The organism is Nocardioides sp. ChNu-153, from assembly GCF_030466625.1.
Classification (GTDB): Bacteria; Actinomycetota; Actinomycetes; order Propionibacteriales; family Nocardioidaceae; genus Nocardioides.
The window spans coordinates 30,026-54,549 of sequence record NZ_JADEVT010000005.1 but is presented as its reverse complement, the minus strand read 5'-3'; the positions used below and the strand labels follow the sequence as shown (position 1 = coordinate 54,549).

Annotated in this window: 14 protein-coding genes; 5 read left to right on the top strand and 9 right to left on the bottom strand. The window is 71.5% G+C overall.

From position 1 onward, the window contains the following. Positions 1-18: 18 nt before the first annotated feature. Together INN71_RS08815 and INN71_RS08810 are read right to left on the bottom strand one after the other, a co-directional pair. On the bottom strand, positions 19-3,030 hold the full coding sequence (locus tag INN71_RS08815; RefSeq protein WP_301800101.1) for a hypothetical protein: 3,012 nt from the start codon (positions 3,028-3,030) through the stop codon (positions 19-21). 563 nt (positions 3,031-3,593) lie between these two features. After that, positions 3,594-4,142, bottom strand: a complete 549-nt coding sequence (locus INN71_RS08810) for a DUF4268 domain-containing protein (RefSeq protein WP_301800126.1) — start codon at positions 4,140-4,142, stop codon at positions 3,594-3,596. Positions 4,143-4,789: 647 nt separating this feature from the next. Between INN71_RS08810 and INN71_RS08805 the strand changes: the two genes are divergently transcribed. The 3 genes from INN71_RS08805 to INN71_RS08795 are packed head-to-tail and all read left to right on the top strand — an operon-like array spanning position 4,790 to position 8,524. Then, a complete protein-coding gene (locus tag INN71_RS08805; RefSeq protein ID WP_301800100.1) occupies positions 4,790-6,073 on the top strand; it encodes a VWA domain-containing protein in 1,284 nt (427 codons plus the stop codon). A 31-nt stretch (positions 6,074-6,104) separates the two neighbouring features. Beyond that, positions 6,105-6,980 (top strand): hypothetical protein, encoded by an 876-nt coding sequence (locus INN71_RS08800; RefSeq protein ID WP_301800099.1) that lies wholly within the window; start codon positions 6,105-6,107, stop codon positions 6,978-6,980. 32 nt (positions 6,981-7,012) lie between these two features. Beyond that, a complete protein-coding gene (locus tag INN71_RS08795) occupies positions 7,013-8,524 on the top strand; it encodes an SIR2 family protein (RefSeq protein ID WP_301800098.1) in 1,512 nt (503 codons plus the stop codon). Here the strand turns inward: INN71_RS08795 and INN71_RS08790 are convergent, their stop codons facing one another. Continuing rightward, positions 8,525-8,959: a helix-turn-helix domain-containing protein gene (locus tag INN71_RS08790; protein WP_301800097.1), complete on the bottom strand. Its 435-nt coding sequence runs from the start codon at positions 8,957-8,959 to the stop codon at positions 8,525-8,527. 157 nt (positions 8,960-9,116) lie between these two features. Here INN71_RS08790 and INN71_RS08785 point away from each other — a divergent pair, with 157 nt between their 5' ends. Both INN71_RS08785 and INN71_RS08780 read left to right on the top strand, forming a co-directional pair. Next, positions 9,117-11,606 (top strand): AAA family ATPase, encoded by a 2,490-nt coding sequence (locus INN71_RS08785; protein WP_301800096.1) that lies wholly within the window; start codon positions 9,117-9,119, stop codon positions 11,604-11,606. Continuing rightward, positions 11,603-11,977, top strand: a complete 375-nt coding sequence (locus INN71_RS08780) for a hypothetical protein (RefSeq protein ID WP_301800095.1) — start codon at positions 11,603-11,605, stop codon at positions 11,975-11,977. The genes INN71_RS08785 and INN71_RS08780 overlap by 4 nt, the downstream gene beginning before the upstream one ends. Positions 11,978-11,998: 21 nt before the next feature. Here the strand turns inward: INN71_RS08780 and INN71_RS08775 are convergent, their stop codons facing one another. From INN71_RS08775 to INN71_RS08750, 6 genes are all read right to left on the bottom strand, one after another. Further along, positions 11,999-13,930 carry a sigma factor-like helix-turn-helix DNA-binding protein gene (locus tag INN71_RS08775; RefSeq protein ID WP_301800094.1) on the bottom strand — a complete coding sequence of 644 codons (1,932 nt, stop codon included), beginning with the start codon at positions 13,928-13,930 and terminating at the stop codon, positions 11,999-12,001. Between the two features lie 106 nt (positions 13,931-14,036). Continuing rightward, complete coding sequence (locus tag INN71_RS08770; RefSeq protein WP_301800093.1) at positions 14,037-20,726, bottom strand: DUF4011 domain-containing protein; 6,690 nt, start codon at positions 20,724-20,726, stop codon at positions 14,037-14,039. Between the two features lie 115 nt (positions 20,727-20,841). Then, entirely contained in the window at positions 20,842-21,717 is an 876-nt protein-coding gene (locus INN71_RS08765) for an HD domain-containing protein (protein WP_301800092.1), read from the bottom strand. A gap of 47 nt (positions 21,718-21,764) precedes the next feature. Beyond that, a complete protein-coding gene (locus INN71_RS08760) occupies positions 21,765-22,616 on the bottom strand; it encodes a DUF6569 family protein (RefSeq protein WP_301800091.1) in 852 nt (283 codons plus the stop codon). 81 nt (positions 22,617-22,697) lie between these two features. Then, on the bottom strand, positions 22,698-22,955 hold the full coding sequence (locus INN71_RS08755; RefSeq protein ID WP_301800090.1) for a hypothetical protein: 258 nt from the start codon (positions 22,953-22,955) through the stop codon (positions 22,698-22,700). A 237-nt stretch (positions 22,956-23,192) separates the two neighbouring features. Then, positions 23,193-24,524: a hypothetical protein gene (locus tag INN71_RS08750; RefSeq protein ID WP_301800089.1), complete on the bottom strand. Its 1,332-nt coding sequence runs from the start codon at positions 24,522-24,524 to the stop codon at positions 23,193-23,195.

The following is a 24,524-nucleotide window of genomic DNA, read 5'->3' as shown; positions in this document are numbered from 1 at the left end:
TGGACGCACGTGCTGCTCCTACTTCTTGAAGAGGTCGTAGAGGTGGGCGGCGAGGTCGCGGGGCACGGCGTCGTAACGCAGGAGTCGACGTTGCGGCACAGCCACTGGCGGTCGACCGGAAGCGGCAACCGCGGCGCGGCCATACAGTCCCGGCAGGTCAGCCCCCATCGGGACCCACAGCGTCTCGGACGTCGGGTCGAAGGCCATGAGGGGAGCCCCAGCCATCAAGGCGGCGACGTGCTTCCCGAGCTGAACGCTGGACCTGGCGACGAGACCGTTCGCCACGTCTCCCTCGGTGCGCACGACGTCGGTCGTCGCGAACCGCCGCGCGCGATAGGCCCCGGGAGCGTCCAGCGATCCGACCTTTGCCCATGTGTTGTCCCGCGGGTCGTACCAGGTCAGGTCGCCCACGACGGACGCTGCAGACTGCCGCGGGAGGGCCTCGACCAGCTGGCTCAACGGAGGGAGGACTCCCGCTACCTCCCTCCAGGCGTCGACGACGACGGGCACGCCGTCGTCGTCGGCGGCGAGGAAGGCGACCTGCTCCGCCGTCGCCTCGACGAAGTAGGACGCAATGTCGTCGTCCGCCTCCTCGACGGCAAGCCGGAGGCCCGCTGCCTCGAGGCGGCTACCTACGTCGACGTAGATCCTCCCGGGCCAGTAGCCGGAGAAGAGGAAGCCTTGTCGCGTGCCAGCGAGCGACGTGGGGGTGACCTCCCACGCGACCGGCTCCAGGGTCGCGGGGTGGCGCTCCACGTCGATGTGTCCCAAGACCTCGAGCGTTCGTGTGAATTGGTCGACGAAGAGCGCCGTGGCCTCAATCTGCAGCGCGATCCGCTCGAGGTGGGACCACGATCCGCCCCCGGTGTGCAGCAGCGCGTCGAAGGCCGTCGCCCACATGCCCGAGCTCTCGACGCTGCCCGGAAGCACGGTCACGTCCCGACGCGGCATCGACACATCGGGCTCAGGCACCTTGCCGGCCGCCCCGTTGCGCGGGAGCCGCGTCGGGTAGCGCCTGACCAGACCACAACCCCCGCAGCGCCCCTCGCTCCACGCGCGGAGCGGTCGACCTCGCGAGTCGGTGGGCACGGTCTCGATGTGCTCGCGGTGCCTGCCCGTGTGGATACACGAATCGGCGTCCGGCATCGTCAACCGGACGACAGCCTCCTGGGAACGGGCGCTTGACCTGCGTCCCAGCTCCCACCCGGGGACCACCGGTGGGGGATCACCCTCCGCGCGCAGGGGCCGACCACCCGTCACGACGTGCCCCTTGACGTCGACCGGGCCCGGCCGCGTCCGAGCGACCCCGAGCGTTCCGACGCCGTCGGAGTAGGAGACCGGCTTCAGCGCCGCCCACTGGCGATGGTCGGGGGTATCCGCGCTGCGGAGGAGGACCAGGGTCGACGAGACGGGCTCCGCCGAACCCCCTGCCACGAGCTCCACGCGGTAGTCACCGTCCTCGAGGTCGAGGTCGACCATCGATCGGACCAGAACTCCGGCGCCGTCGTCGGACCACGACTCAAGGAGTGTCTCCTCCACGGCATCTCCGTCACCATCGGCGGAGAAGCGGCGCAGGTCGGTGACGGTCACCCTGAACCCGCCCGGGGCGTCACTCGCCGCGCGGATCTCGGGAGGTGCCCACGAGTGCCACTTTCCTCGCACCTGCCCGGGGAGCGCGAACCCTCCGGCGACCTTGAGCTGGTTCGTCGTCAGTGGCACGAGGGGGGAGAGATCGTCGACTCGACCGGAGGCGACCAGATCACCTGGGCGGCCGAACACCTCTACGTCGGTGAAGACCACCCAGCCAGCTGGCTGATCCGGGTAGGGATCCAGCACCTTCCAACCCGGCCGGGCCACGGCCTCCAGCACTGCACTGACCCGCCCGACGAGGTCCTGGTGCACCAGCAGGCGGACGTCGTCGCCCAGCATGACCTGGGGGCTCTCCACCCAACGTCGACTCAGCTCGTCCTCTCGGAACAGGACGAGGCGGCGCGGTCGACGCTCCACGACCTGCCCGGACAGCGTGTCCTCGATACACAGACGCCCCTCCAGGACGTCGCCGGCGTGCAGAGACGACCCGCGACCGAGCCCCAGACTTCCGGGCAGGTCGGGCACGAGCTCGATGGCCGTCGGAGCCGCTGCCGTGAGCACCCGGCCCTCGCGCGGCACACCAGGCTGAGGCAGGTAGAGAAGGGCTTGCACGGCGAAGCGTTTGCGCGGGAACCCCCCGAGCTCCAACGTCAGGGCCAGGTGACCGCGCTGCACGTGCCCGCCTTCCCCACGACCGCGCCGCTCCTGGACGCTCCCGTCCCAGGCCGACAGGGCCACCGAGGCAGCCTGGGCGATCCGCTCCTTCGCAGCGCCCATCCCCCAGAGCCTCTTCAGCGTCGAGGTCACGGGCGAGCTCGCCTGAGTGATCCACTCCCCCAGCACTGGTTTCAGCTCGGACGGTGCGACATCGACGCCGGGGGCGAAGCCGTACTGGCGGAAGAACTCCTTGAGCCGCTCCCGGTCGCCACTGCGGACGAGCGCCTGGGAGACGGTCAGGCCGACGTAGCGGTGCGTGAGCGCGAACGCCGTCGGCAGGCCTCGTGCGCCGTCGAGCTCGACCAGCCACCTGTTGTGCTCCGACCACAGACGCTCTGCGACACGCCGATAGGCCTGGTTGACCCGTTCGTCGCCGGGACGCCCGAGCGCGGCCTGCAGCCGACCGAAATAGTTGGCCTGGCTCATCCCGTCACCTGCCGCCATCTGCTCCGCGGCGAGGCAGAAGACAGCCAGGAGAGCAAGGAAGGGCGGGCAGCCCTCGCGACCGCCCGCTACCCAGGCCCTGGTGCGTCGCATGTGCCGTGCAAACAGCGTGCTCGGCGTTCCCTCGCGAGCCAGCGTCTGCGCGACCGCTTGGGCCAGCGCCCCGGTCACCTCGTCCTGGGCCAGACCCATGCGATCCGCGAGACCCTCGACGACGTCGTCCTCGAAGTCCAGGTACGCCGGCGTCGGCGAGTCGGACTCTGGGAACACCACGTCCATCACTGCTTCGTTCCAGGCGTCGTACCTGGACCATGAGTCGTTCAAGGACCCACCCCCTGGCACCAAACATTAGGCAGCGCCGCCGACATTCGTCAGGAATCCGACGGACTTGAGGTCGCGTCGCCAGTCGGGTGACGACCGGCCGCCCGCCGACGGGGGCTCAACGGGGCCCCCGGCCGCCCATCTGCGACGGTCGGCGCCCAGCGGGAGCAGGACGGTCTCCGGGAACACAAGATCGTTCCGGGCTCCCCCAGAAGGTGACGCAGCCCCTCGGCGAACGGCAACCGCACGTAGTTCGCAGCGGGCGAGGAGTGGACGCAGGTTGCGAGGCGGGACCGGAGATCAGGACGGCTGACGGCGCTACTGCGGGGCGCCTCGGCTGAGTTACGTCGAACCAGGAGGGGTTCTCAGCCCACGCCCACTCGTCGACCTCGACCACGCCACACGCCCGGTACCGCGCGCGCCCTCCTTGGGCAGCCGCGCCGCGAGGAACGGTCGCACGTCCTCGCGTACGTCCCCCACCGTCGCCAACGGCGTGCGCCGCCGGAGGGACGACACCACGACTACGCCGTCTCATCGTCCGAGTCGACGGGCGCGGCGGGGCTAGCCCAGCCCGCCGGCGGCTGTCCCGTCGGCAGTCCACCCGTCGACCGGACCGCGGCGCGCAGTCGCACCTGGGTGTCGACAAGCCATTCGATCACGTCCGGCCAGGTGCTCTCGTCCGTGATGACGGGACCCGTCCGACGCATCTCGAGCCGGCACGCCTTCTTGGCCGGGAGGTACTCGAACCGGAGGTCGTGCTCGCCCAGGTGTCCTGCCATCTCGGCCGCCCGGTCCTCGAGCACCGACAGCAGGTACTCGTTGCGCAGCTTGTCCCCGGTGTCGATGTACAGCTCGCTCCGGCAGCCGCCGATCATGTAGGAGACGCTCCAGGTGAGGCCCGGGGCCGTCGTCGACAACGACCACCAGTTGGCGGCCGGCGCGGTGCCCGTCGTCCAACCGCGCTGGCGCGCCTCCTCCGCGAACTCCGTCCAGAGCGCTTGTACAGCTCGTTCCGAGGGGTCGTGCCGGCGCCGCCGGCGACCGCGTCCTGGCGCGCCAGCTTCTCCCAGTCGTTAGGCTTGCAGACCAGCTCGAGACGAGGCGCGACGAGGTTCTGGTCAGCGCCGTCCATGCGAACGGCTCCCAGCGAGACGCCGAAGAACTTCAGGTCGGTGTGGGTGTTCAGGTTTAGCCAGTCGAGAGCCGCGCGGTGCTCCTCCCTGAAGATCTCCGCGATCCACACGACCACCGCGGGGTCGATGCCACCGGCGTACGTCATGATCTGACCGAGGTGGGTGTGGTCGGTCGAGCCGAACTGGTTCTCCACGATCACGACCTGGTCGCTGCCGACGACTCGTCCGATGAGGTCGAGGGCGAAGTTGCCGACCTTGTGCTCCCGGTCCTCCAGCTCGACCTGTACCCCGAGCACCTCGGACAGAAGTCCCGAGTTCTGCAAGAGCCACGGCGTGAAGTCGTACGGCTCGGTGGCCCAGACCTGTCGGATGTCGACGGGTACGAGCTTGGTGATGTGCATTGATCCCCCTGGTGATGAACGTCGTGCGCTGGTCTACCAGACCCCACCGACATTCGTCACGGGTCGACACAATGCTCGCAGCAACGCTTCTCTTCTGCTATTCGTTTGACATAGAATTTTGCTTATTGCATAGTTCTCTTCATGCCCGCGGCCCAGTGCCGCGATGGATCGATAGGGGGAGCCATGAAGATCAACGCACTGCTCGACGTCAACCTCGTCGCTCACGAGACCGCCGACGAGGTTGCCGTGCTGCTCGAGCTCGCGGCCCCGGCCGCGCCCACGACGACGCGCGCGCCTGCCTCGCTGCAGCTCGTGCTCGACCGCAGCGGCTCGATGGCCGGCGCGCCGCTGGAGAGTGCGAAGCAGGCGCTGGTCGCCCTCCTCCGGCGCCTGGAGCCGACCGACAACTTCGGCCTCGTCACCTTCGACGACACCGCCCAGGTGGTCGTGCCGGCCGGCCCTCTGTCCGACAAGGAGGCGGTGGTCGCGCGTATCCGCGCCGTCCACGCGGGCGGCACCACCGACCTGTCCGCGGGCTACCTGCGCGGTCTCCGCGAGATCCGACGCGTCACGACGACCGGCGGGACGGTGCTGGTCGTCTCCGACGGTCACGTCAATGCCGGCGTCAGCACCCCTGATGCCTTCGCGGCCGTCACCGCGAAGGCCTACGCCGACGGCGTGGTGACCTCGACGCTCGGCTACGGCCGCGGGTACGACGAGACGCTGCTCGCCGCGATCGCGCGGGCCGGCTCCGGCAACCACGTGTTCGCTGCCGACCCTGACGCCGCCGGTGCCGCGATCGCCGGGGAGGTGGACGGTCTGCTCGACAAGGTCGTGCAGGCGCTGTCCCTGACGGTGCGGTTCGCGCCCGCCGTACGGTTCCTGCGCCTCTTCAACGACCTGCCCGCCCAGCAGACCTGCGCCGGCGAGGTGATGATCGAGCTCGGTGACCTGTTCGCCGAGGAGAGCCGCAAGGTCCTGCTCAAGCTGGGAGTGCCGGCGATGGCCAAGCTGGGTCTGGCGAAGATCGCCACGCTCGAGCTGGCGTACGTCGAGCTGCCCGGCCTCGTCGAGCACGTCGCCTCCCTGCCGATCACCGTCAACGTGGTGCCGGGCGACGAGGCCGCCGGCCGGGTCGCCCACCCGACGGTGTCGTCGGAGGTGCTCTTCCAGGATGCGCAGGACACGAAGCGCCAGGCGTCCGAGGCCTTCGAGCGCGGAGACCTCGACGCCGGCCAGCGCCTCCTCCGCGAGACGACGTCGCGTCTTCGCCGGGCCCTCGACGTCTCCCCCGAGTCCGGCAAGCCGGAGATCCGCGCCGAGCTCGACGGCGTTGACCGCATGGACCAGATGACGCGCGACGTGGGCGCGGCCCACATGTCAAAGGTCAGCCGCGACTCCTACCACCAGATGAACCGCAAGCGGGGGCGCACGCCGGTCCGCCCCGACGACGGGCAGGACCGATGAGCGACGCTCGCACCCACCACCAGGAGCAACGGTGAGCGACACCCCCACCCGCCCCGGCGAGCTGGTCCAGACCCACCTCGGCGCGTTGCTCGCGCGGGTCGAGACCCAGGACCCGTCCGAGCTCGACCGCCTGCTTGACGCCGGGTACTCCCGCGTGACCTTCGGCCTCGTCTACCCGTTCGGGCGGCGCGTCGACGACCTCACCGAGGCCGAGCACCGCCGGTACTGGGTCGGCGTCCACCGCGTCCTCGGCGTCGACGTCCGCGTGACCAACCACTGGTACGACGAGCACGTGCCCGACCTGGTCGCCTACCTGGCGGCGATCGGCGTCGTACCGGCCGACCTCACCGCGGACGAGCAGCGCTGGGCCCGCCCGCCGGCCCTGCCGGTGCCAGCACCGCCGACACCTGGCATCGACCTCGCCCAGCGCGCCGTCAGCGAGTTCCTGGCGCTGCAGGCCGGCGCGATCCACGAACTGCGACGTCGGGGCATCGTCCGAGGAGCGGGCTCCCCGCTCGGTGAGGTGGCCGAGCTCGTGGTGCATCGCGCGCTCCCGGGCAGCGTGCTCGCCGATCCGGCGATGAAGGCGTACGACGTCACCGACGAGAAGTGGGGGCGCGTCCAGGTGAAGGCGCGCACGGTCTCGAACCCACCGCGACCCAGCCAGCTGCAGTCCGGCATCTTCCGCAGCGAGGGCTTCGACCACGCGGCGCTCGTGCTGCTGGACGAGACGACGTACGACGTGGTGCGCGCCGTGCTCCTGCCCCTCGCAGCCGTCCAGGAGCGCTGGGGCCACCGCCCCCGCGTCAACGGTTGGGCGCTGCAGATGAACGGTCCGACGATGAATCACCCCGCGGCCATCGACATCACCGAGGCGGTGCAGAAGGCGAGCCGCTCGCTCGACTGACGCCCTGCCCCGGAGTGGCACACTCCGGGGGCATGACGAGGTACGCGGGGCACCTGTTCGTCGTCCACGGCACGATCGAGACGTTGGTCCACGACGCGGCGGTCGTGCCGGTCGGCGCCGAGTACCGGTTCAAGGAGCACTGGCGCACGCTCGTCGGTGACCACCCGGTGCTGCCGGACGACTGGAGCCGGCGCCAGTGGGGCCGCATCCACAGCGCACCCGACCGCGTCTGGGCCGTGAGCGTCGGCGGCTCCCGGGCCGACCCGTACGACGTCGTCGTCGAGCGCATCGTCAACGTGCTGCGCCGGGTGGACGAGCGCCGGCATCTGCACGAGCCACAACGGGGGAAGTCCACGATCCCCCTCGTCGCCGTACCCGTCGTGGGGATCGGCCGCGGCGGCCACGACCACAACCGCGGCGAGGTGCTCCGCGCGCTGGTGGAGCGGCTCGGCACCGAGGCACGCGAGCTGTGCGTCGACGTGGCCCTGGTGACGCCGGAGCCCGCGGTCTACGCCGCGGCGCAGTACGCCCGTCGCAAGCTGGTGCCCCGCCTGCCCGACGCGCTCGAGGTGTCGGCGGAGGAGCTTGGCGCGGCGGCGCGCGCTGGGAGCCTGGCGCTCGTCCTCGGTGCCGGGGTGAGCGCGGCCGCGGGTCTCCCGTCGTGGACACAGCTAATCGAGACGCTCGCTCGGGACCTACGGGTGACCGAGGTCGACTTCAACGACAAGAACTTCACGCCGACCGACCAGGCCGAGCTGATCGAGCAGTACGCGAAGGAGGACTTCCCCGAGCGGGTCGCCAAGGTCGTCAGTGCCAGGAGCCGGTCGTCGCTCCTGCACGGCCTGCTCGCCGGCCTGGACTGCGGGGAGGTCATCACCACCAACTACGACCTCCTCTACGAGCAGGCGGTCCGTGCTTCTGGTCGCACGGTCGACAGCATCCTCCCGTGGGCCTCCGGCCGCGACGCGGACCGCTGGATCCTGAAGCTGCACGGCGACGTCGCACACCCCAAGACCATCGTCCTCACGAGGCGACACATGGTGCGGTACGACGCAGCCTTCCGCCCGTCCGGCGCCCTCCTGCAGTCGCTGCTGCTGACCCGCAAGGTCCTCGTGGTCGGGACGTCGATGACCGACGACAACGTGATCCGTCTGCTGCACGAGGTCGAGGCCTACCGCCAGGAGCACCACGAGCAGCGGTCGGGCACCTTCGGGACCGTGCTGGACACCGACGGGGACAAGGTCCGGGCCCAGCTCTGGAAGGGGCAGCTGGAGTGGCTGTTCATGGGCGACGCCGCGCCCGAGGTCTCCGGCTACCGAGGAGTGGAGCTGTTCCTCGACCGCGTGGCGCTGCACGCCTCGCGGGACTCGTCATGGGTGCTCGACGAGCGGTTCGCCGGTCTGCTCACCCCGCACGAGCAGCTCTTCGCCCAGCAGCTGCGTGACGTGACCTCCGGCATCACCTCGCGTCTCGGCACGAAGTGGGATCCCCTGGTGGAGCGGCTGATCGAGATGGGCGTCCGGCCGCCTGACGGACGACCCTGATCAGGTGAGGCGCCGCGCCTGGTCCGTCGTGACACCCTGCATGACCCGCAGCTGCACCTGGGCGAGGGCCTCGAGCCGCACCGACACGGGCAGCGCCTCGATCTCCTGCGTGGCGAGCTCGACCGCCTCGTCCATCGTCGCGCCGCGGCGGCGGGGTGCGGTCCTCGTCGGCGGTGCCGACATCCGGAGCGGCTCGACCGGGAGGTCGTCGGTGACCCCGAAGAGCTCGTCGAGTGACATGCCCAGCACCTTCGACAGCATCGGCTGGTGCTTGGCCGACGGGAGCCGGTAGCCCGTCTCGATCTGGGCGATGTGGGGGTAGGACAGGCCCGTCACCTCGGCGAGGTCCTTGCGGCTCATGCCGAGCTCGCCGCGACGCGCGGCGATCCGTCGCCCGAGCTCGATGTCGCCCGTCTTGCGCGACGCCGTCGCCATGCCGCCTCCGATCGTCGACCTGCCTCACCGCACCCTATGCTCCGAGCACCGCACAGCGCCGTGAACCCCACGTCCGCCGTCCGTGCGGGCCAAGACCCCCTCGACTGATTCCCGGACGTTCCTCCGATTGTCGGTGGCCTCGTCTACGTTCACGGCCATGGGGGATGAGCTGATCGGATGGATCGACGACCAGGTCGCGGCGACGGGTCTCGACGACGAGGTGGGCCTGGTGGTCCTGGCCGCGTTGGGGAGTGACGTCGAGCTCGACGCGTTCCTCGATGGCGGGGAGCCGCCGACGAGCCGCGCCGGGCGCACACAGACTGACGCCACACCGGCCGGGGGGGCCGGCGGCGCGTTCCTGACCTCGATCGAGGTGGAGGGGTTCCGGGGAATCGGATCGGCAGTACGACTTCCGCTTGACCCGCGTCCCGGCCTCACGATCGTGGCCGGGCGCAACGGGTCCGGGAAGTCGAGCTTCTCCGAGGCCCTCGAGCTGGTGCTGACGGGTGACACCTACCGGTGGCGTCAGAAGTCGGGGGTCGCGTGGCGCGAGCAGTGGCGCAACCTGCACCACCCGACGGCAGGGGTGACGGTCGGTGTCGTCGAGGAGGGCCAGGGTGCCCTCGAGATCCGGTGCCGGTGGTCCGAGGGCGCGACCGACGTGGGCGACCGCTCGCTCACCGTGCAGCGACAGGGTCAGAAGCAGGTCGACGGCCTGGCCCAGCTGGGCTGGAGCGGCCCCTTGGAGCAATACCGCCCGGTGCTGTCCTACGACGAGCTCGGCAAGATCCTGGACAGCGGCCGCAGCCAGCTGTACGACGCGCTCGCCAGCATCCTCGGCCTTGAGCAGCTGAAGGACGCCCTCGGCCGCATCAAGGTCCGGTTGACGGCACGCAAGGCCCCGGGCGCGGCAGTGACGGCGGAGCGAAAGGCTCTGCTGCTCGCCGCGCGGGAGCTCGACGACGACCGAGCCCGTCAGGCCGCGACTCTCCTCAAGAAGCCGTCCCCCGACGCAGCCACGCTGGCGACTCTCGAGGCGCTCGCGACGGGTTCGACGGGGACCGACCAGGGCCCCGTGGCCGCGTTGCGGGTGCTGGCCCAGCTGTCGGTGCCGTTCGGGAGCCCCGACGAGGTCACAGCGGTGACAGCTCGACTCCGAGGCGCGGCCGACGACCTCGTCACGAGCGCCGCCGACACCTCGGCGCGGACGCGGGCGCGGCTCGACGTGCTCGAGCAGGCGCTCTCCGTGCACGAGGCCCACGGCGACATGACCTGCCCGGTCTGCCAGGAGGGCAGCCTCGACGCGGGCTGGCGTGCGGCGAGCGAGCAGTCGGTGCGCCGGTTGCGCGCCGAGTTCTCGGACCTCGAGACCTCGCGTCAGGCTCTCGAGCTCGCCGTCCGCGAGGCACGGCGACTGGTGGCGCCCATCCCGCAGGCGCTCGTCCGTCCGCCCGTTCCTCAGCTCGAGGACGTGGTCGCCCGCGCACGCGACGCGTGGGACGCCTGGGCCCGGGCGCTGTCCTTCGACGGCGCGGCGGCGCACCCGATCGCCGACCATCTCGACCACCACGCCGAGGTCTTGTTGGCTGCCGTCATCGACGTGCGTACGGAGGCGGCCCACCACCTCGAGCTGCTCAACGACCGCTGGCAGCCGCTCGCCACCCGCATCGCCGCCTGGACCTCCTCCTGGCGGGAATGGCTCAGGATGAAACCCGGCGTCGACATCCTCGTGGCCGCCGAGAAGTGGCTGAAGGAGAACGACCTCCGTCTAAAGAACGAGCGCATGGCTCCGATCGAGGACGGTGCCAAGCGGGCCTGGACCAAGCTGCGCCAGGAGAGCAACGTCGACATCGGTTCCCTGAGCCTGGCGGGCTCCAACACGTCTCGTCACGTGCGCATCGACTCGACCGTCGACGGCGTGGACGCGACCATCGCCGTGCTCAGCCAGGGCGAGCTCCACGCCCTGGCACTCGCCCTCTTCCTGCCCCGCGCCACGATGGCCGCCTCGCCCTTCCGGTTCCTGGTGCTGGACGACCCCGTCCAGGCCATGGACCCCGCAAAGGTGGACGGCCTCGTCGAGGTGCTGAGCGAGATCTCCGAGCACCGGCAGGTCATCGTGTTCTCCCACGACGACCGCCTCTCGGCAGCCGTCCGCCGCTCACCGGTCGACGCGACGGTCCTCGAGGTCACCCGCGGGACGGGCTCCCGGGTGACGATCGAGAAGTCCGACGACCCGGCGCAGCGCTACCTCTCCGACGCACGGGCTCTCGTCATCGAGTGGGAGCACGACCGACTGGCGGAACCAGCGCTGCGACGCACGCTGCCCGGCCTCCTCCGCTTCGCCGTCGAGGCAGCCGCGAAGGACACCTACTTCGTCCGCCGGCTGCGGGGAGGCGATCCCCTCGCCGAGGTCGAGGCCACATGGTCCGAGGCGGTGACGACTCGACGTCGAGTCGGTCTCGCGGTGTTCGGCGAGGAGTGCGCGGAGCACGAGCTCGTCGCCTGGGCGGGTGCGCCGTACCGGAAGCACTCGCTCCAGACCGTCGGGAGCGGGATGCACAACGGGCTGAAGGCCCACCTCGATCCGCGCGACACCGTGCACGACGTGAAGCGGCTCGTGGAGGACCTCGTGGCGGTCCGGTCGTGACGACGCTCATCGACGAGGCCGAGGGCCAGCTCGGCCGGCCGGGGCCGCTGGCGAACGTGCGTGCCTGCTGGCTGGCGCGGGCGGCCCTCGAGGACGCGATCACCGTCCTGCTCCCGGACGACCCGGGCCACCTGGCCAGTGCGCGCAGCCGTCTCTCGTGCCTCCAGGTCGCCTACGCCGGCCGCCCCGAGGTCGCGAGCCGCGCGGAGTACGCCTGGAGCCGGTTGTCCGAGGCGTGCCACCAGCACGCGTACGCTCTCTCGCCGACGTACATCGAGGCCCAGCACCTCGTCGGCCTTGTGCGCCAGTTCGTGGCGGCCGCTGAGGCGTGGAGGGCGGCGCCCCCGCATGCCGGGGCCTCCGCCACCTGAGGCCCCGCGGCGAGGTGGGGATCAGAGCTGTGCGTACGCGTCCGCCACGGCGTCGTCCGAACGCTTCCGCAGCGCCTGCTCCGCCTCGTCCGACGTGACGTGCAGCGTGTCGGCGAAAGCCGCCCGGCCCGCCGTCATCTTCTGCGGCAGGCCCGTCAACCAGGCAAGGCGTTCGCTCGCTGCCGAGAACGCGACCGGCGCCTTGGAACGCAGGACGGCGCGCAGCGAGCGATCGCGCCGATCCAGTCGCAGCTGGATCACGTCCCCCACCTGCGCACCTACGTCATCAGCGATCGCCTTCAGCGAACCGATGCCCGGACCGGTGTGGTTGGTCTCGACCCAGCCGAGGGACACGTCGCGCACCTCGTTGCGCAGCTGCGTCCGAACACCGGGGGTCACACCGAGGAACGTGCCGATCTCCGGGGCGACGGAGCGTCCACTCCCCCGCAGGATGTCGGCATCCACCCCGACGTTCCAGTGCAGCATGTCCGGCGTCGACTGGAACAGCCCCCACACCCGGTGGGGCTCGGCCCGCGGCACGAAGGGGTCGGTGGCACCACGCAGTCGGATCGGACCCCTCGACGCGGCGAATACCGGAGCCGCCGCACACATGTGGACCGAGTTGGCCGACACACCGAACTGCGCCGCCAGCTCCTGCGCCAGCTGATCCAGCAACAGCTCGTCCTTCTCCTCCAGCCGCCGCATCATGGCGTCGACGACTCCGGCGTACTCCTCGCCGCCCCAGGACTTGAGGCCGATCGTCGTCCGCGACATGCGGCTGAGCCGGGGATCCTCGAACAGACGCTGACGCACGCTGCGCTCGCTGCCGCCCAGCACCTCGTACAGCTCGCCGAACTCCATGGCCTGGCCCCGGACCGCCAGCAGGCTGCACGCCCGGTCGACCACGTTCCTGGGCCAACGCACCAGTACGTCGTCCACGGTCGTGATGCCGGCGATCGACCGCGTGGCGAAGGCGAGGTGGGACTCGCGAACCCCTCGCTCGACCAGCAGCTGTCGGAGCGCGTCGGCATCGACGATGACCCCGTTCTCCTCGAACGGGACCTGCTCGACACGTGGCAGCTCGAAACCGTGCCGGCGGATCGCGTCCTCGCCGGCGACCAGGCCCGCGAACCACAGCAGCAGGTGCCGGTCGAACTGCTCCTCACCGGCGGACGACCGGGTGTCGACCTCCGAGCGAGGCGCGAACGCGCCGAGCTGCTCCTCCAGCAGGAAGCCCGCCCAGCGCACCTGGCGCCAGGCCGGGTCGGCGGCGTAGCGCTCCCGGGCGCCGGCCGCCAGGCGCACCTCGAGCTGCCGCACGCGCTCGCGCGTGACGTCGTACGTGTTGCCGATCGTCTCCAGCGTCTTCGGGGTCACCCTGACGATGCGGCTCTCGAAGACGTCGCGTTCCCGGGCGTCGAGGCCGTCGATCCACTCGAGCAGCACCTCGCCAGGGTCGCCGGCGTCACCGAGCCCGGTCGACACCGCCCGCAGGGCGTCGCGTGCGGTGGCAACGTCCGCCGGGAGCTCGCTGCGGTCGAGCGCCGTCTCGACCTCGCCCCAGGTGCCCGCCCGGGCCGCGAAGGCGCCCCACTCACGAAGCACGCTGAGGTGCGGCGCGAGGTCGCGGGCCTCTGCGACGGCGTCCTCAGCCGCGGCGACGCGTGCGACGAGCTGCGTGACCACGTCGGCGCTCGCTCCGGCGAGCAGACCCAGCAGGGCGAGGATGCGATCTCGCTTGCCGACGCCGATGCCCGGCCACGAGAGCAGGGCCCCGACCTCGAGCTCCAACGTCTCGCCGATCGTGCGGCATCCCCCGCGCTCCAACCAGGTGCGGACCAGCCCCCCTTCGTGGGTGCCGAGGTACGGCGCCAGCACCCTGTCGCCGAGGCCGAGCGCCCCCAGAGGCACCAGGCTCGGGTAGGTCGCGGCCAGCGTGGCGGAAGAGGTCACACCGTCGTCCGTCGGCGCGTTCTCCGACGTATCGGAGTCGTCCCACCCTGCTACGTCGTCCAACTGGATCCTCCGCCCTCGTCCCGACCCGTCTCCTCGCCCGACGCTAGCGGTCCAGACCGACATCCGGGACGGCCTCGGTGCCCGCCTCCGGACCGAGGCTCTCGCGCACGGCTGCCAACCGCGCCCGCACGTGAGCCCCCAGTCGCGTGACGCCGAAGAGGTCCGCCGTTCGCCGCAGGACGTCGTCTCCGCTCAGGGCGTCACCCACCAGGAGCCCCCGCATGGCGTTCGCGATCTCCTCCGGGGCGACCTCCTCGAGAGGACGCCCTGCACCCGTGCGGTAGCCCGCCCAGCTGGCGGGGTCGAGGTGCGACGGCCAGGCGAACGAACCCAGCGGACCACTTCTCACGGAACCGTGCGGAACCAGCTCGGCGATCAGTTCCGCGCGGGCGGCCCGCACCTTCGTCAGGTCGAACCGACGCGCGACCGTTCGCGTGAGCCGGCCCACCTCGACGGGACCCTCGGTGGCGATGACGTCCAGCACCTCGGTCCGCACCAGCTCGGCGGCCCATCCGGCCGGCAGCGCGTCGAGCACCTGGCGGCCGGCGACGGTGCCCACGTGCGCGGCGACGAACGCGGACACCGGGGGCACGGGAGGCGCTGCGGGGCCTTCCTGCGCAGCAGGACCGTCGCTGACCACGTCCGCCGTGGCGGGAGCGCACCCTCCCCCCGCGTCGGGGATGCTCGCCACCCGCCACGTCCCGTCCGGTTCGGGGCCGAGCTCCGAGCTCGGAGGAGCCAGGTCCGCCGGCGACACCGCGACCGGCTCCGGCTCCGGCTGCACCGACTCCTCCACCGTGGCGACCTGCCGCACGAGCTCGTCGACGACCTGTCGCCGGTTCTGGAGCCACATCGGCCACCAGATCCGGAGCACCTTAGGCCACCCCATCAGGTTCTCGAGCACCTCGACGGGCAGCACGTCCCGGTCCGACACCGTGCTGCGGGTCCGCCACCCCTCGCCGTCGAGCAGGACGGGCAGCAACGGGCGGGCGGGGTCGTCCCTGCGGCAGACGACGAGATCCAGGCGGAAGCCGGACATCCCCACGTCCGTGAGGACCGTCAGTCCCGCAGCTCGGAGCGCGGCGGCGACGTCGTCGCGGTGGCGGTCACGCAGGACGACCCGCGTGGCGTCGTCCTCGTCGGCGGGCGAGGACGTCGCCTGGCCCTTCGCGAAGGCCAGGAAGGCCTTGAGGTCGCGCGGTCCGTTGTAGGTCGCAGCCGAGACCTCGAGCTCGCTGGGGTCGAAGCTGCAGAAGACCACGTTCCTCCGCCGCGCGCGAGTGATCGCGACGTTCAGCCTGCGCTCGCCACCGCTGTTGGACAGCGGCCCGAAGTTGGTAGGGATCCGGCCGTTCGGCTGCTTGGAGAAGGCGACCGAGAACAGCACCACGTCACGCTCGTCGCCCTGGACCTGCTCGAGGGCCTTCACGAAGAGCGCCTCGCCCCGGCCCGTGTGGGTCTCGTCCATGGCTCGCAGCACGCCGGGGTGCGCCCGCGTCACGAGCAGGTCCTCGATGAGCTGGCGCTGACTCTCGTTGAAGGTGACGACGCCGACCGACGGGACGTCCTCACCGGCCCGCTCGACCATCTGCTCGACGTACGCGACGATCTCGAGCGCCTCGGCCGGGTTGGTGTTGTTCCCGGCGACGACGCCTCCGCCGAGATGGGCCTTCTGGTTGCTCCCGGCGCGGAAGTACTGCCCCGCCTCGACCCGGCGGAAGTCGACGCCGGTCTCCGACGACATCAGCGTCGGGGTGGGGAAGCTGCTGAGCCCGCTCCGGTAGTAGGTCCGGTTGCTGAAGGCGATCAGCGCCTCGTCCTGGCTGCGGTAGTGCCAGTCGAGCGCCAGCGTCGGCACCCGGGCGAGCTCGCACTCGCTCAGGATCGACTCCTGGTCCTCGACGACGTCGTCCTCGTCCTCCTCCAGCGCGTCGTCGGGGTGCTGCGCGGCGACCACACGCGTCGGTGGCATCTGCTTGCTGTCACCGACGACGACGGCGGACTTCGCGCGGCCGAGCGCTCCGACGGCCTCGGGCACCGTGATCTGCGATGCCTCGTCGAAGACGACGACGTCGAAGTCGAGCAGCTCGGGGTCGACCAAGTCTACGACCGACGAGGGGCTGCAGAGGAAGAGGGGGGTCACCTCCTGCACCGCTGCGCCGTGCTTGCGCAGGATCGCCCGTGTGCCGAGCTTGCGTGACGTCTTCTCGAGCTCCCGAGCGAGCCCCCCGGTGCTGTGACCGGAGCCGCCGGTCTCGCGCCGCGTGAGCAGTCGCGCCGGCCCGTCGGTCACCCACTGACGCCGCACCTCGGCCTGCGCAGCCGCGTAACCGGTCACCCGCTGGTCGTGCGCGACGGGATCAAAGCGGTCGAGGCCGGCCGCCCTCACCCGTTCGCTGAGCGATGCCTGCGCGATGCCTCGGGCGAGCGCCTCCTCAGCGACGTCCGCCGCCAGACGTCCCTCCAGCAGCTGGGCACGAGCTTCGTCGAGGCCCACGGACCGCATCGGTTCAAGCACACGCACGAGGGCGCACCAGCGCTGGAGCGGTAGGAGCCGCTCGTGGTCGACGTGCTGGCGCCACACGCTCTCGTGCCGGGACACGGCCGCGACGAGGCCGTCGTCCGAGCGCCAGGCGTCGAGATCGGCGACCTGCACGCCGAGCAGCTCGCACAGCCGGTCCCAAGCCTCGGCGTACGCCGCCAGGTGGCCCCGGTCGGCTGTCAGGACACCGTCGCGGGTCGCGGCCGCCACCTGCCGCGACCAGTCGTCCGAGGCCCGGAGCGGCTCGGTGAGCTCGGCCACCGCGTCCAGCCGCTGCCGGACGCCCTCCAGCGCCCCCGGTTCGAACGGGTTGGTCGTCCGGTGCGGCCCGAGCCCGGCCACGGTGCCGAGCACGTTGCGCACGTGGACCGCTGCGTCCTGCGCTGCGACGAGGTCGGTCAGGAGCGCGCGAGGATCGGAGGCGGCCACGTCCAGTCCGGCGGGCGCCAGCGCGGACAACGGCGCGAGCGCGGCCACGCGGCGCTTCCCCCGGCCGAAGACGCCCGACGCGTCCGCGGCGTCCAGCCGGGCGAGGACCGAGCGTAGATCACGGTCGACGACAGCCGGCGGGAAGCCGCGGAGACGAGGTGCGGCCTGGTCGACCACCTGGCGGCACGCGGCGAGCGCGTCCGCCGTCGTACGACGCCACCGCGGATCCAGGACGGCGTCCAGCTCGGCGCCGTGGGGCAGCTCGTCGTGCGCCCCGGCGGCGAGCACGCGCAGCTGGCCCGGGTGGGTCGCGGCGTCGAGCAGGCGACGTACGGCGCCTCCTGTCGAGCGGGCCCACCGGGTCTCGGCGAGCAGCGTCCGGACGACCTCGGCCACCTCCTCCGGAGCGAACGGGTCGCCGGCGCCTCTGCCGGCCAACCGCCACGGGTGGTCCGGCCGTGTGCCTGCGGCGGCGGTCCAGCGCGGCAGGTCCCGGCACAGCTCGCGCAACGCCTCGAGCTGGTCGGCGTGGTGCGCGACGGTGGTCGCGGTGACAGGAAGAGCGGGACCCTCGCCGAGCACGAGCAGCTCGTCGCGCGCGCCGTACGCCGACATTCCGGCGGCGTTGGGCTCGTGCAGCTGCGCGGGGTACTCGGCCAGCGCGAACCGTGCGTTCCTCAGACGACGACGGGCGCTCTCGGTCGCCGCCGGGTCCGGTTGGACGGTGGACTCGAGCGAGGTCCGTAGGTGCGTCCGCACCGCCGCGGCGTTGGATCCTTCGTGGTGCAGGTTCAGGGTGAAGGGGCCGAGCCCGATCGCATCGAGGCGGCGCTGGACGACGGCGAGCGCGGTGCCCTTCTCGGCCACGAACAGCACGCGCATCCCCGACAGCACGCACTCGGCGACGATGTTCGTGATGGTCTGCGACTTGCCCGTGCCCGGCGGCCCCTGGAGCACGAAGGTGTGACCCTCGCGGGCCCAGAGCACCGCACGCTTCTGGGTGGCGTCCGCAGGGATCGGGGTCTCGAGCTGGTCGAGGGTGGCCTCGAGCTCACCACCCTGCGGGGTGGCCACACCGACAGGGTCCTGGAACCGCTCGGTCGGGGTCTCGACCAGGTGACGCACGAGCGGGCGCTCCAGGAACCGCGTGCCCTGGGTGTCGAGGTCCTGCCACATGCGGAAGGCCGTCAGGTCGAGGGTCGCCAGGCGTGCCTCGGGGGCCACCTCGAACGGCAACCCGCGGTCGGCGACCGCACGTCGTACGTCGGCGAGGATGCCGTCCACGTCGATGCCCGCCCGATCGGTCACCGGCTCGTCCAGACTCGGTACGGCGAAGCCGTGCTCCCGGCGCAGCCACTCGATGAGCGCCGCGTTGGCGGTCGTGCGCTGGGAGGTGTCGAGCGAGAGCGAGAAGGTCTTGCGACCACGGTCAGGACGCAGGTGGACCGGGACCAGGAGGAGAGGAGCCTCGGCCAGCGGTGCGCCGGGCTTGTGCTCCCAGCGCAGCAGACCGATGCACAGGAAGAGCGGGTTCATGCCGCGCTCCTCGCGAGCCGTCCTCGCGTTGTTGGCCATCGAGCGGAGCTCGCGGAACCACGCGTCCGGGCCGACGGGGCGAGGGCCGTCCTTGCCCGTCGCCATGCGCTGCACGTAGAGGTTGCGGTCGCGCAGCTGAACCAGCACGTCCTGCGGATCCGCGTCGTCACCTCGGAGGGCGAGCACCGCGTTGGGGACGTCGCGAGCACGCCAGACCTCGGGCACGTCGAAGCCACTGCGCACCGTGAACGACGCGTCCTGGTTCAGCTTGTCCTCGAGCATCCCGAGCCCCTCGGGCGGCAGCACCAGCGGCTGCACCCGGGCGTTGGCTCGAAGGTTCAGGAGAGCATTCGTCGCGTTGAGGCTGAAGAGCGACGCCTTCCACGTGCGGTAACGCGGCGGATGGTGATCGACGTGCCGGTCCCGGTCGGCGAGGTCGACCTCCTCGGGCTCGACCTCGGTGACGTCACGATCGCCGCCGAGCCGGTACTCGACGACCTCCGTGACCCCGTCGGCACGCTCGCTGACCGCGGGCAGCGGAGAGACGCCGGCGCGGCGGGCGGCGGCGACGTCGATGAGGTCGACCCGGCCCTGGCTCAGCCCCGAGCTCAGACCGCCGCCGACTGCGTGCGACCTCGCCTGGTCCGCGCTGACGTTCTTGCCGGCCGTCAACGTCGTCGTCTCGATGACCCCCAGCCACCCACCGTCGACGAGGGTGCGGACGGTGGCGAGGTCGTCGACGACAGGGGCACCCGGGTACCACTCCGACGTTCCCCGCTCGTTCGCGGCGGGGTCTCGACGCCAGTAGCCGACGAAGATGTGACCGGGCACGAGCACGAGGACCGGAAGAAGACCGATCTGCTCGAGCACCGCCGCCATGAGCACCGTCGTGTCCATGCACGTGCCGAGCCCGCCACGGGCGACATCACCGTGGTCCCGGATGCGCTGGCCCTCACGCTCGTAGTCCCAGCCCGGCGGCGGCTCGGAGTAGGCGATGCCGCGCGCGACGAGTGCTTCGTAGGTCGCCGTGACCGACTCCTCCACGCGCTTCTCGACCTCGGCAGGGTCGGTCATCTGGAAGGCGTGGAATCCCGCCTCGCCCACGTTCCGGCCGAGAACGGCAGCGGCCTCGCGGGCGACCACAGCGATATCGGGATGGTTGGGCCGCACGAAGGCAGCGAGGAGCGCCCGCGCCAGATTGTTCGACGACCGGTTCATCGACGCGAACCGCCGACCGAGGTCGTCGATCTCGGCCTGGATCCGCGACTGTTCCTCGGCCGAGGCGGCGGCCTGCAGGCTCACGCCGAGGGCCTCCACGCGCGACCGGAGACGCTCCGTCTCGTCGTTGCGCCGAGGGTCACCCGTCCACAGCCACAGGTCGCGCGGCTGGATGTCGATGGCCTCCTCGTGCCGCGAGAGAACCTTGCCGGTGGCCGCATCGACGAGCTCGATGACGCACGACGCCGCCTGGCGCTCGGTGACCTGCGACATCACGCGCGCCGAGAGGGGGACATGCACGGACTCCCGCACCCACGGGCCTGCCCCGACCGGGCCCTCGTACGCCGTGCGGGAACCGAAGACCACATCACCGTCCGACACCGACACCGTCAGTCGCGCGTGCGCGACCGGCTCGACCAGCTCGACCAGGACGCCGGAGACCTGTGGGATCCGCGCCACCGACGACGCCCACGACCACTGGCTGCTGACGTCGGCACGCATGCGTGCGGTGGCGCCCGCGTCGGTCATGGCCGTCTCCTCCGACGACGTGGCCGGGGGTTCGGTCGGGACGGTGCCCGTCGCCGCCGGTTCGCCCGGCTCGTCGCCGCTCCGCCCACGGCAGCGCCGGTGCGCCGTCGCCATCAGCCCGACGATCTGCGCCTCGTCGCCGCGCGCGACCCGCGTCAGGTCGACGACGACCTCACTGAGGCCGTCGTCCCCCGCCGCCCCGACGCGGTCGACGTGCACCGCGTCCGTCGGCATGGCTGCGGCGGGACCCACGGGGAAGATCAGGAGGCTGTCCCGCTCGGCCTCGACGAAGACCGCGCCACTCTGGCGGTCGGCAACGGTGAGCCAGTCGTCCTGCGGGCCTCGAACAACCGCTAGCGTCTCACTCCCGACGCGCTCGGCCAGCGCCGTCACCAGCAGATCGGCAGTCGGGTGGAGCCACACCCGGTCCGGCCGCCCGGCCTTGACCGCGTCGTACGACGTGAGCCCGTCGCCGTCCATGATGAACCCACTTCCTCATCGTCGCGCGCCAGTCTGCACGAGTGAAGACCGTCACGTGGGCTAGTTCAAGCGGACGGGCGCCGATCCCCTGGGTCGCACGGGGCCGCGCCGTGGGTCAGCCCCATGACCACTCCTCGGTCACGCTCACGACGGACGCGCCGTACCGCTCGTTGACCGTGTCGGCGTGCGCGTCGTACCGCGCCGCGTCGCCGTCGTAGTCCGCCAGATCGGCGGACCGCACGAGGCCGTACAGGCTCGTGACCTGGTGCCCCGCGACGAATGCGTCCTGCTCGGGGCAGTCGCCGAACCCCCAACCCTGCCAGCGCTCCTGCAGGAGTCCGGCGGCGAAGAACGGTCGCACCTCCTCGGGCACGTTGGCGACCGTTGCCAACGGGGAGCCTGCGGCCTCGCCGCACGCCAGGCCTGACAGCTCCCGTCGCAGCAGGCGCACCGACCGGGATTCCGGAATCCGCTCCTCGAGCGCCAGCAGCTCGGCCAGGTGGTACCAGAGGAAGCCGTCACGACCGGCCTTGAAGCGTGTCCAGACGCCCGATCCGTGGAGCGCGCGATCGGCCTCCGTGCTGCGTGTGTTGTGCAGCTTGTCGGCCGCCAGCACGAGCAGCGCCCCTGCGGGGACGTGGGCCACGTGCGCGATCGCCGCTTCCTTGCGCTCCTTCCACGGCGCCTTCTCCACACCGGCCTCGTCGATCGAGTCCGAGCACGCCCGCACCAGCTCGGCCACGCCGGCTCCGAATCGCTCGGCGATCACTGTGAGGGTCGCCTCCCCGCCCTGGTCCTCGGCGGCGTCGTGCAGCAGGCCGGCAATGACCTGGTCCTCGGTGCCGCCGTCCTCCGCGACCAGGGCGGCGACGCTCAGCAGGTGACTGACGTAGGGCACCTGCGAGCCCTTGCGCACCTGGCCACGGTGCAGGTGGGCGGCCAGCCCGACTGCAGCGGCGAACCGCTCGGTGTCCATCTCCTCGACCCACATGGGGCCTCCTCTCGTCCCGCGGTCGCGGGTCGGTGGCGGCAGCCGCGTCAGGCTGCCAGCAGCATCGGGTGGCGCAGGTACGTCGTCCGCAGGTGCAGGGCGCGCCTCGTGCCGGCACCGGCTCGGAGCACCATCACGTCGAGCTGGGGGCTCGCCCCTCGGTCAACGGCGTCGCCCGGGCGACGGGCCACGCCCACCCGCCGCAGACGCTCCAGCATCCGTCGGGCGCGCCGACCCGGGGTCGGCTCGGCCGGTCCCAGCAGCGCGTCCAGCGCGGCGCCCCTGACGATCGGGGCCAGCTGCTCCGCGAGCGTCTGCGGGTGGTCGAAGACCTCGAGCGTCAACGGCTGGCCCCCGACACCGACGAGCACACCGGTCTGGCCGGCGAGCGGACGCACCCGCCGCAGCAGGGCGTCGGCCGCGTCCTGCGGCGGGCGGGGCGTGTCGTACCGCTCGACGAGCGACCGGGTCGGCGAGCCGGCGTCGAGGTTGCCGACCCGACGCCAGACCTCGTCCTGGCCGAGGGCGGCCGCGCGAGCGACGTACGTCGGGGCGCGGCGGCCGCTCGTCGTCTGCGTCGCGCCGCCGTGCCAGCGGCCCTGCTCGACGCACATGACGTCGATCCCCACTTGGGTGCGGGCGCCGACCAGCGTCGACGTCACCGCCATGCGGTGCTGCAGCCCGCCCTCCAGCAGCTGCCCCTCGAGCAGGAGCGCGGGGCGGTCGCCGGCGTTGCCCACCTGCAGGCGCGGCACGTGCGCCCCGCCCGGCAGCTCGCTGATGGCGAGGGTCGCCCTGGTCGTGTCGTAGCCGCGGCGTGCGGCGACCGGCTGGTCGTGCCAGACCGGGAAGATTGTGATCGCGCCGGCCGTGGTGCCGTCGCCGAGGTGGAGTCGCATCTCCACACCTCCGTTTCTTGTCTGATTGACAAGAGCACCGTACCACGTTTTATTGTCGCTGCGACTTTTAATTTGCTCGGTCTAGTCCACCCTCCCGGTCGGCCGCATGTGGGGCGGCTCGCCCAGCCGCTCGAGCAGCTCGCGCACATGGGGCCAGGCGGGGCTGTCGGCGGCTTCCGGCCGGTCGCCGAGCGCTCGGAGCGCAGCCTTCAACGCCCTGTCCGCGGTGCCGACGCTCGACTCGTAGGCGTCGTCGAGGAGGTACGCCGCGGAGTCAGCGCGCTGCGTCGCCGCACGCCACGCCACCCGGTCGAGGAAGATCTCGAGCAGGCGCGCCACTGGGGGACACGTCGCTCGCGCCGATGGGTCGCAGGCGGCGGGTTGCGGACCGCGTGCTCGGGCCGCCGCGCCGCCACGTGCAGCAGCGGCGTCCGCAGCTTCCGCGCCTCGGCGCTCGCCCGCTCCCGCTCGTAGTAGGTGTCCGTCGTGGTGCGGCGACCGTACGACGGGGCGCCGACTGTGTTGATCAGTACCGGCGCACGTGCGCCGCCGCAGACCTCCCAACGGCGCAGGTGCTCAGCCGCCGTGGCTACGACCTGCGTCCTCGACGGCTTCGGACTCCGCGGCTTGGAGGGCCTCATCGTCGGCGACCGGCAGGTCCTCCGGCGCAGGATCGGGCAGCAGTCCGCCGGACCCGGGGGGCAGCCACACCGGGTTGTCCCGCACCATCCGGATGGTCTCCAGGATCATGCGCCGCCCCAGCTCGCCGCTCGTGAGATCCGGGAGGGCGACGCGTCGCTCGAGCACGATATGGCTGGCCGGCCTGGCGATCGACGCGCGCAGCTCTTCCTCGCGCCATTCCCCAGGGTGCGTCGACTGGTCGGGCACCGCCAGGTTGCCGTGCGACGTGGTGATGCGCCACGACGCATCCAGGGAGTGGGTAGCCCTCAACAACTGCGGGACGAGAGCCGCCCAGTCAGTTCTCGCCGCCGTGACGGTCTGCGGCCGCGTCAGGTAGCCCACGCTGATGTCCCCCTGCAAGAAGTCGAGGAGCACGTGGAACGTAGCCCACCACGATGTCCCCCGACCCTTCACGGGGAAGTCGCGCGGCCAGAACGGCAACTGCAGGTAGCTGCGGGCCCAGCTGGCGGGAAGACCTAGCGACGTCGAGTGGTGATGGACGATCTTGTCCTCGCGGACACCCCATCGCACGCCGTCAGGCTCGAGGGATTGCTGGAGCTCTCGGGCAAGAGCGGCGACCTGCGGGTACACACGTTCGCGCGCGGTCCGTTGAGCGGCACTGACCAGCCACCAGTCTTCCAGCTCGATTCCCGTGTACACGTGTCGAACCCCCCGTCTTTCCATGACTGCCACGATGTCGTCGCGCAACCGCTCGGCGCCTGCCGTCTCAAGATCCACACCTTCGAGGACGCCCGCGAGGACGTGCCACGAGACGTGCGCGACCCGGCTCCCGCCCCCCACCTTCGTCCGAAGCTGGGCCACCTCCGTCGGTTCTCCCGAGGTGCTGGCCGTGAGGGCAAGCAGCAGAACCTCGTCGGCGCCCCGCGCCGCAGCGAGTTCATGTGCCCCCTCCCACTCGCGTTCCAGCTGGCGCACGCCGAAACCAGAGCGGTACTTCGCTTCGACCACGATCAGCCGCTGGCCCACCGTGAGCAAGACGTCCGGCTCCGTTCCGTCGGAGAAGGACGGCCAGAACTGGAACGTGGCGCGGTCGAGGTCCACGGTCCGCCAGTCCACGTCCGGGAACGTCGTGGCGAGAACCGCCCCCAGCGCCACTCGCGGCAGGTAGGCAAGACCACCGACGACGGCCGACGTGAGGGTGTCTTCGAGCCGCGTGTCATCGCCGCTCGCCGTGGCGGTCTTCCCGCGCAGCTCTGCCTGCAGCAC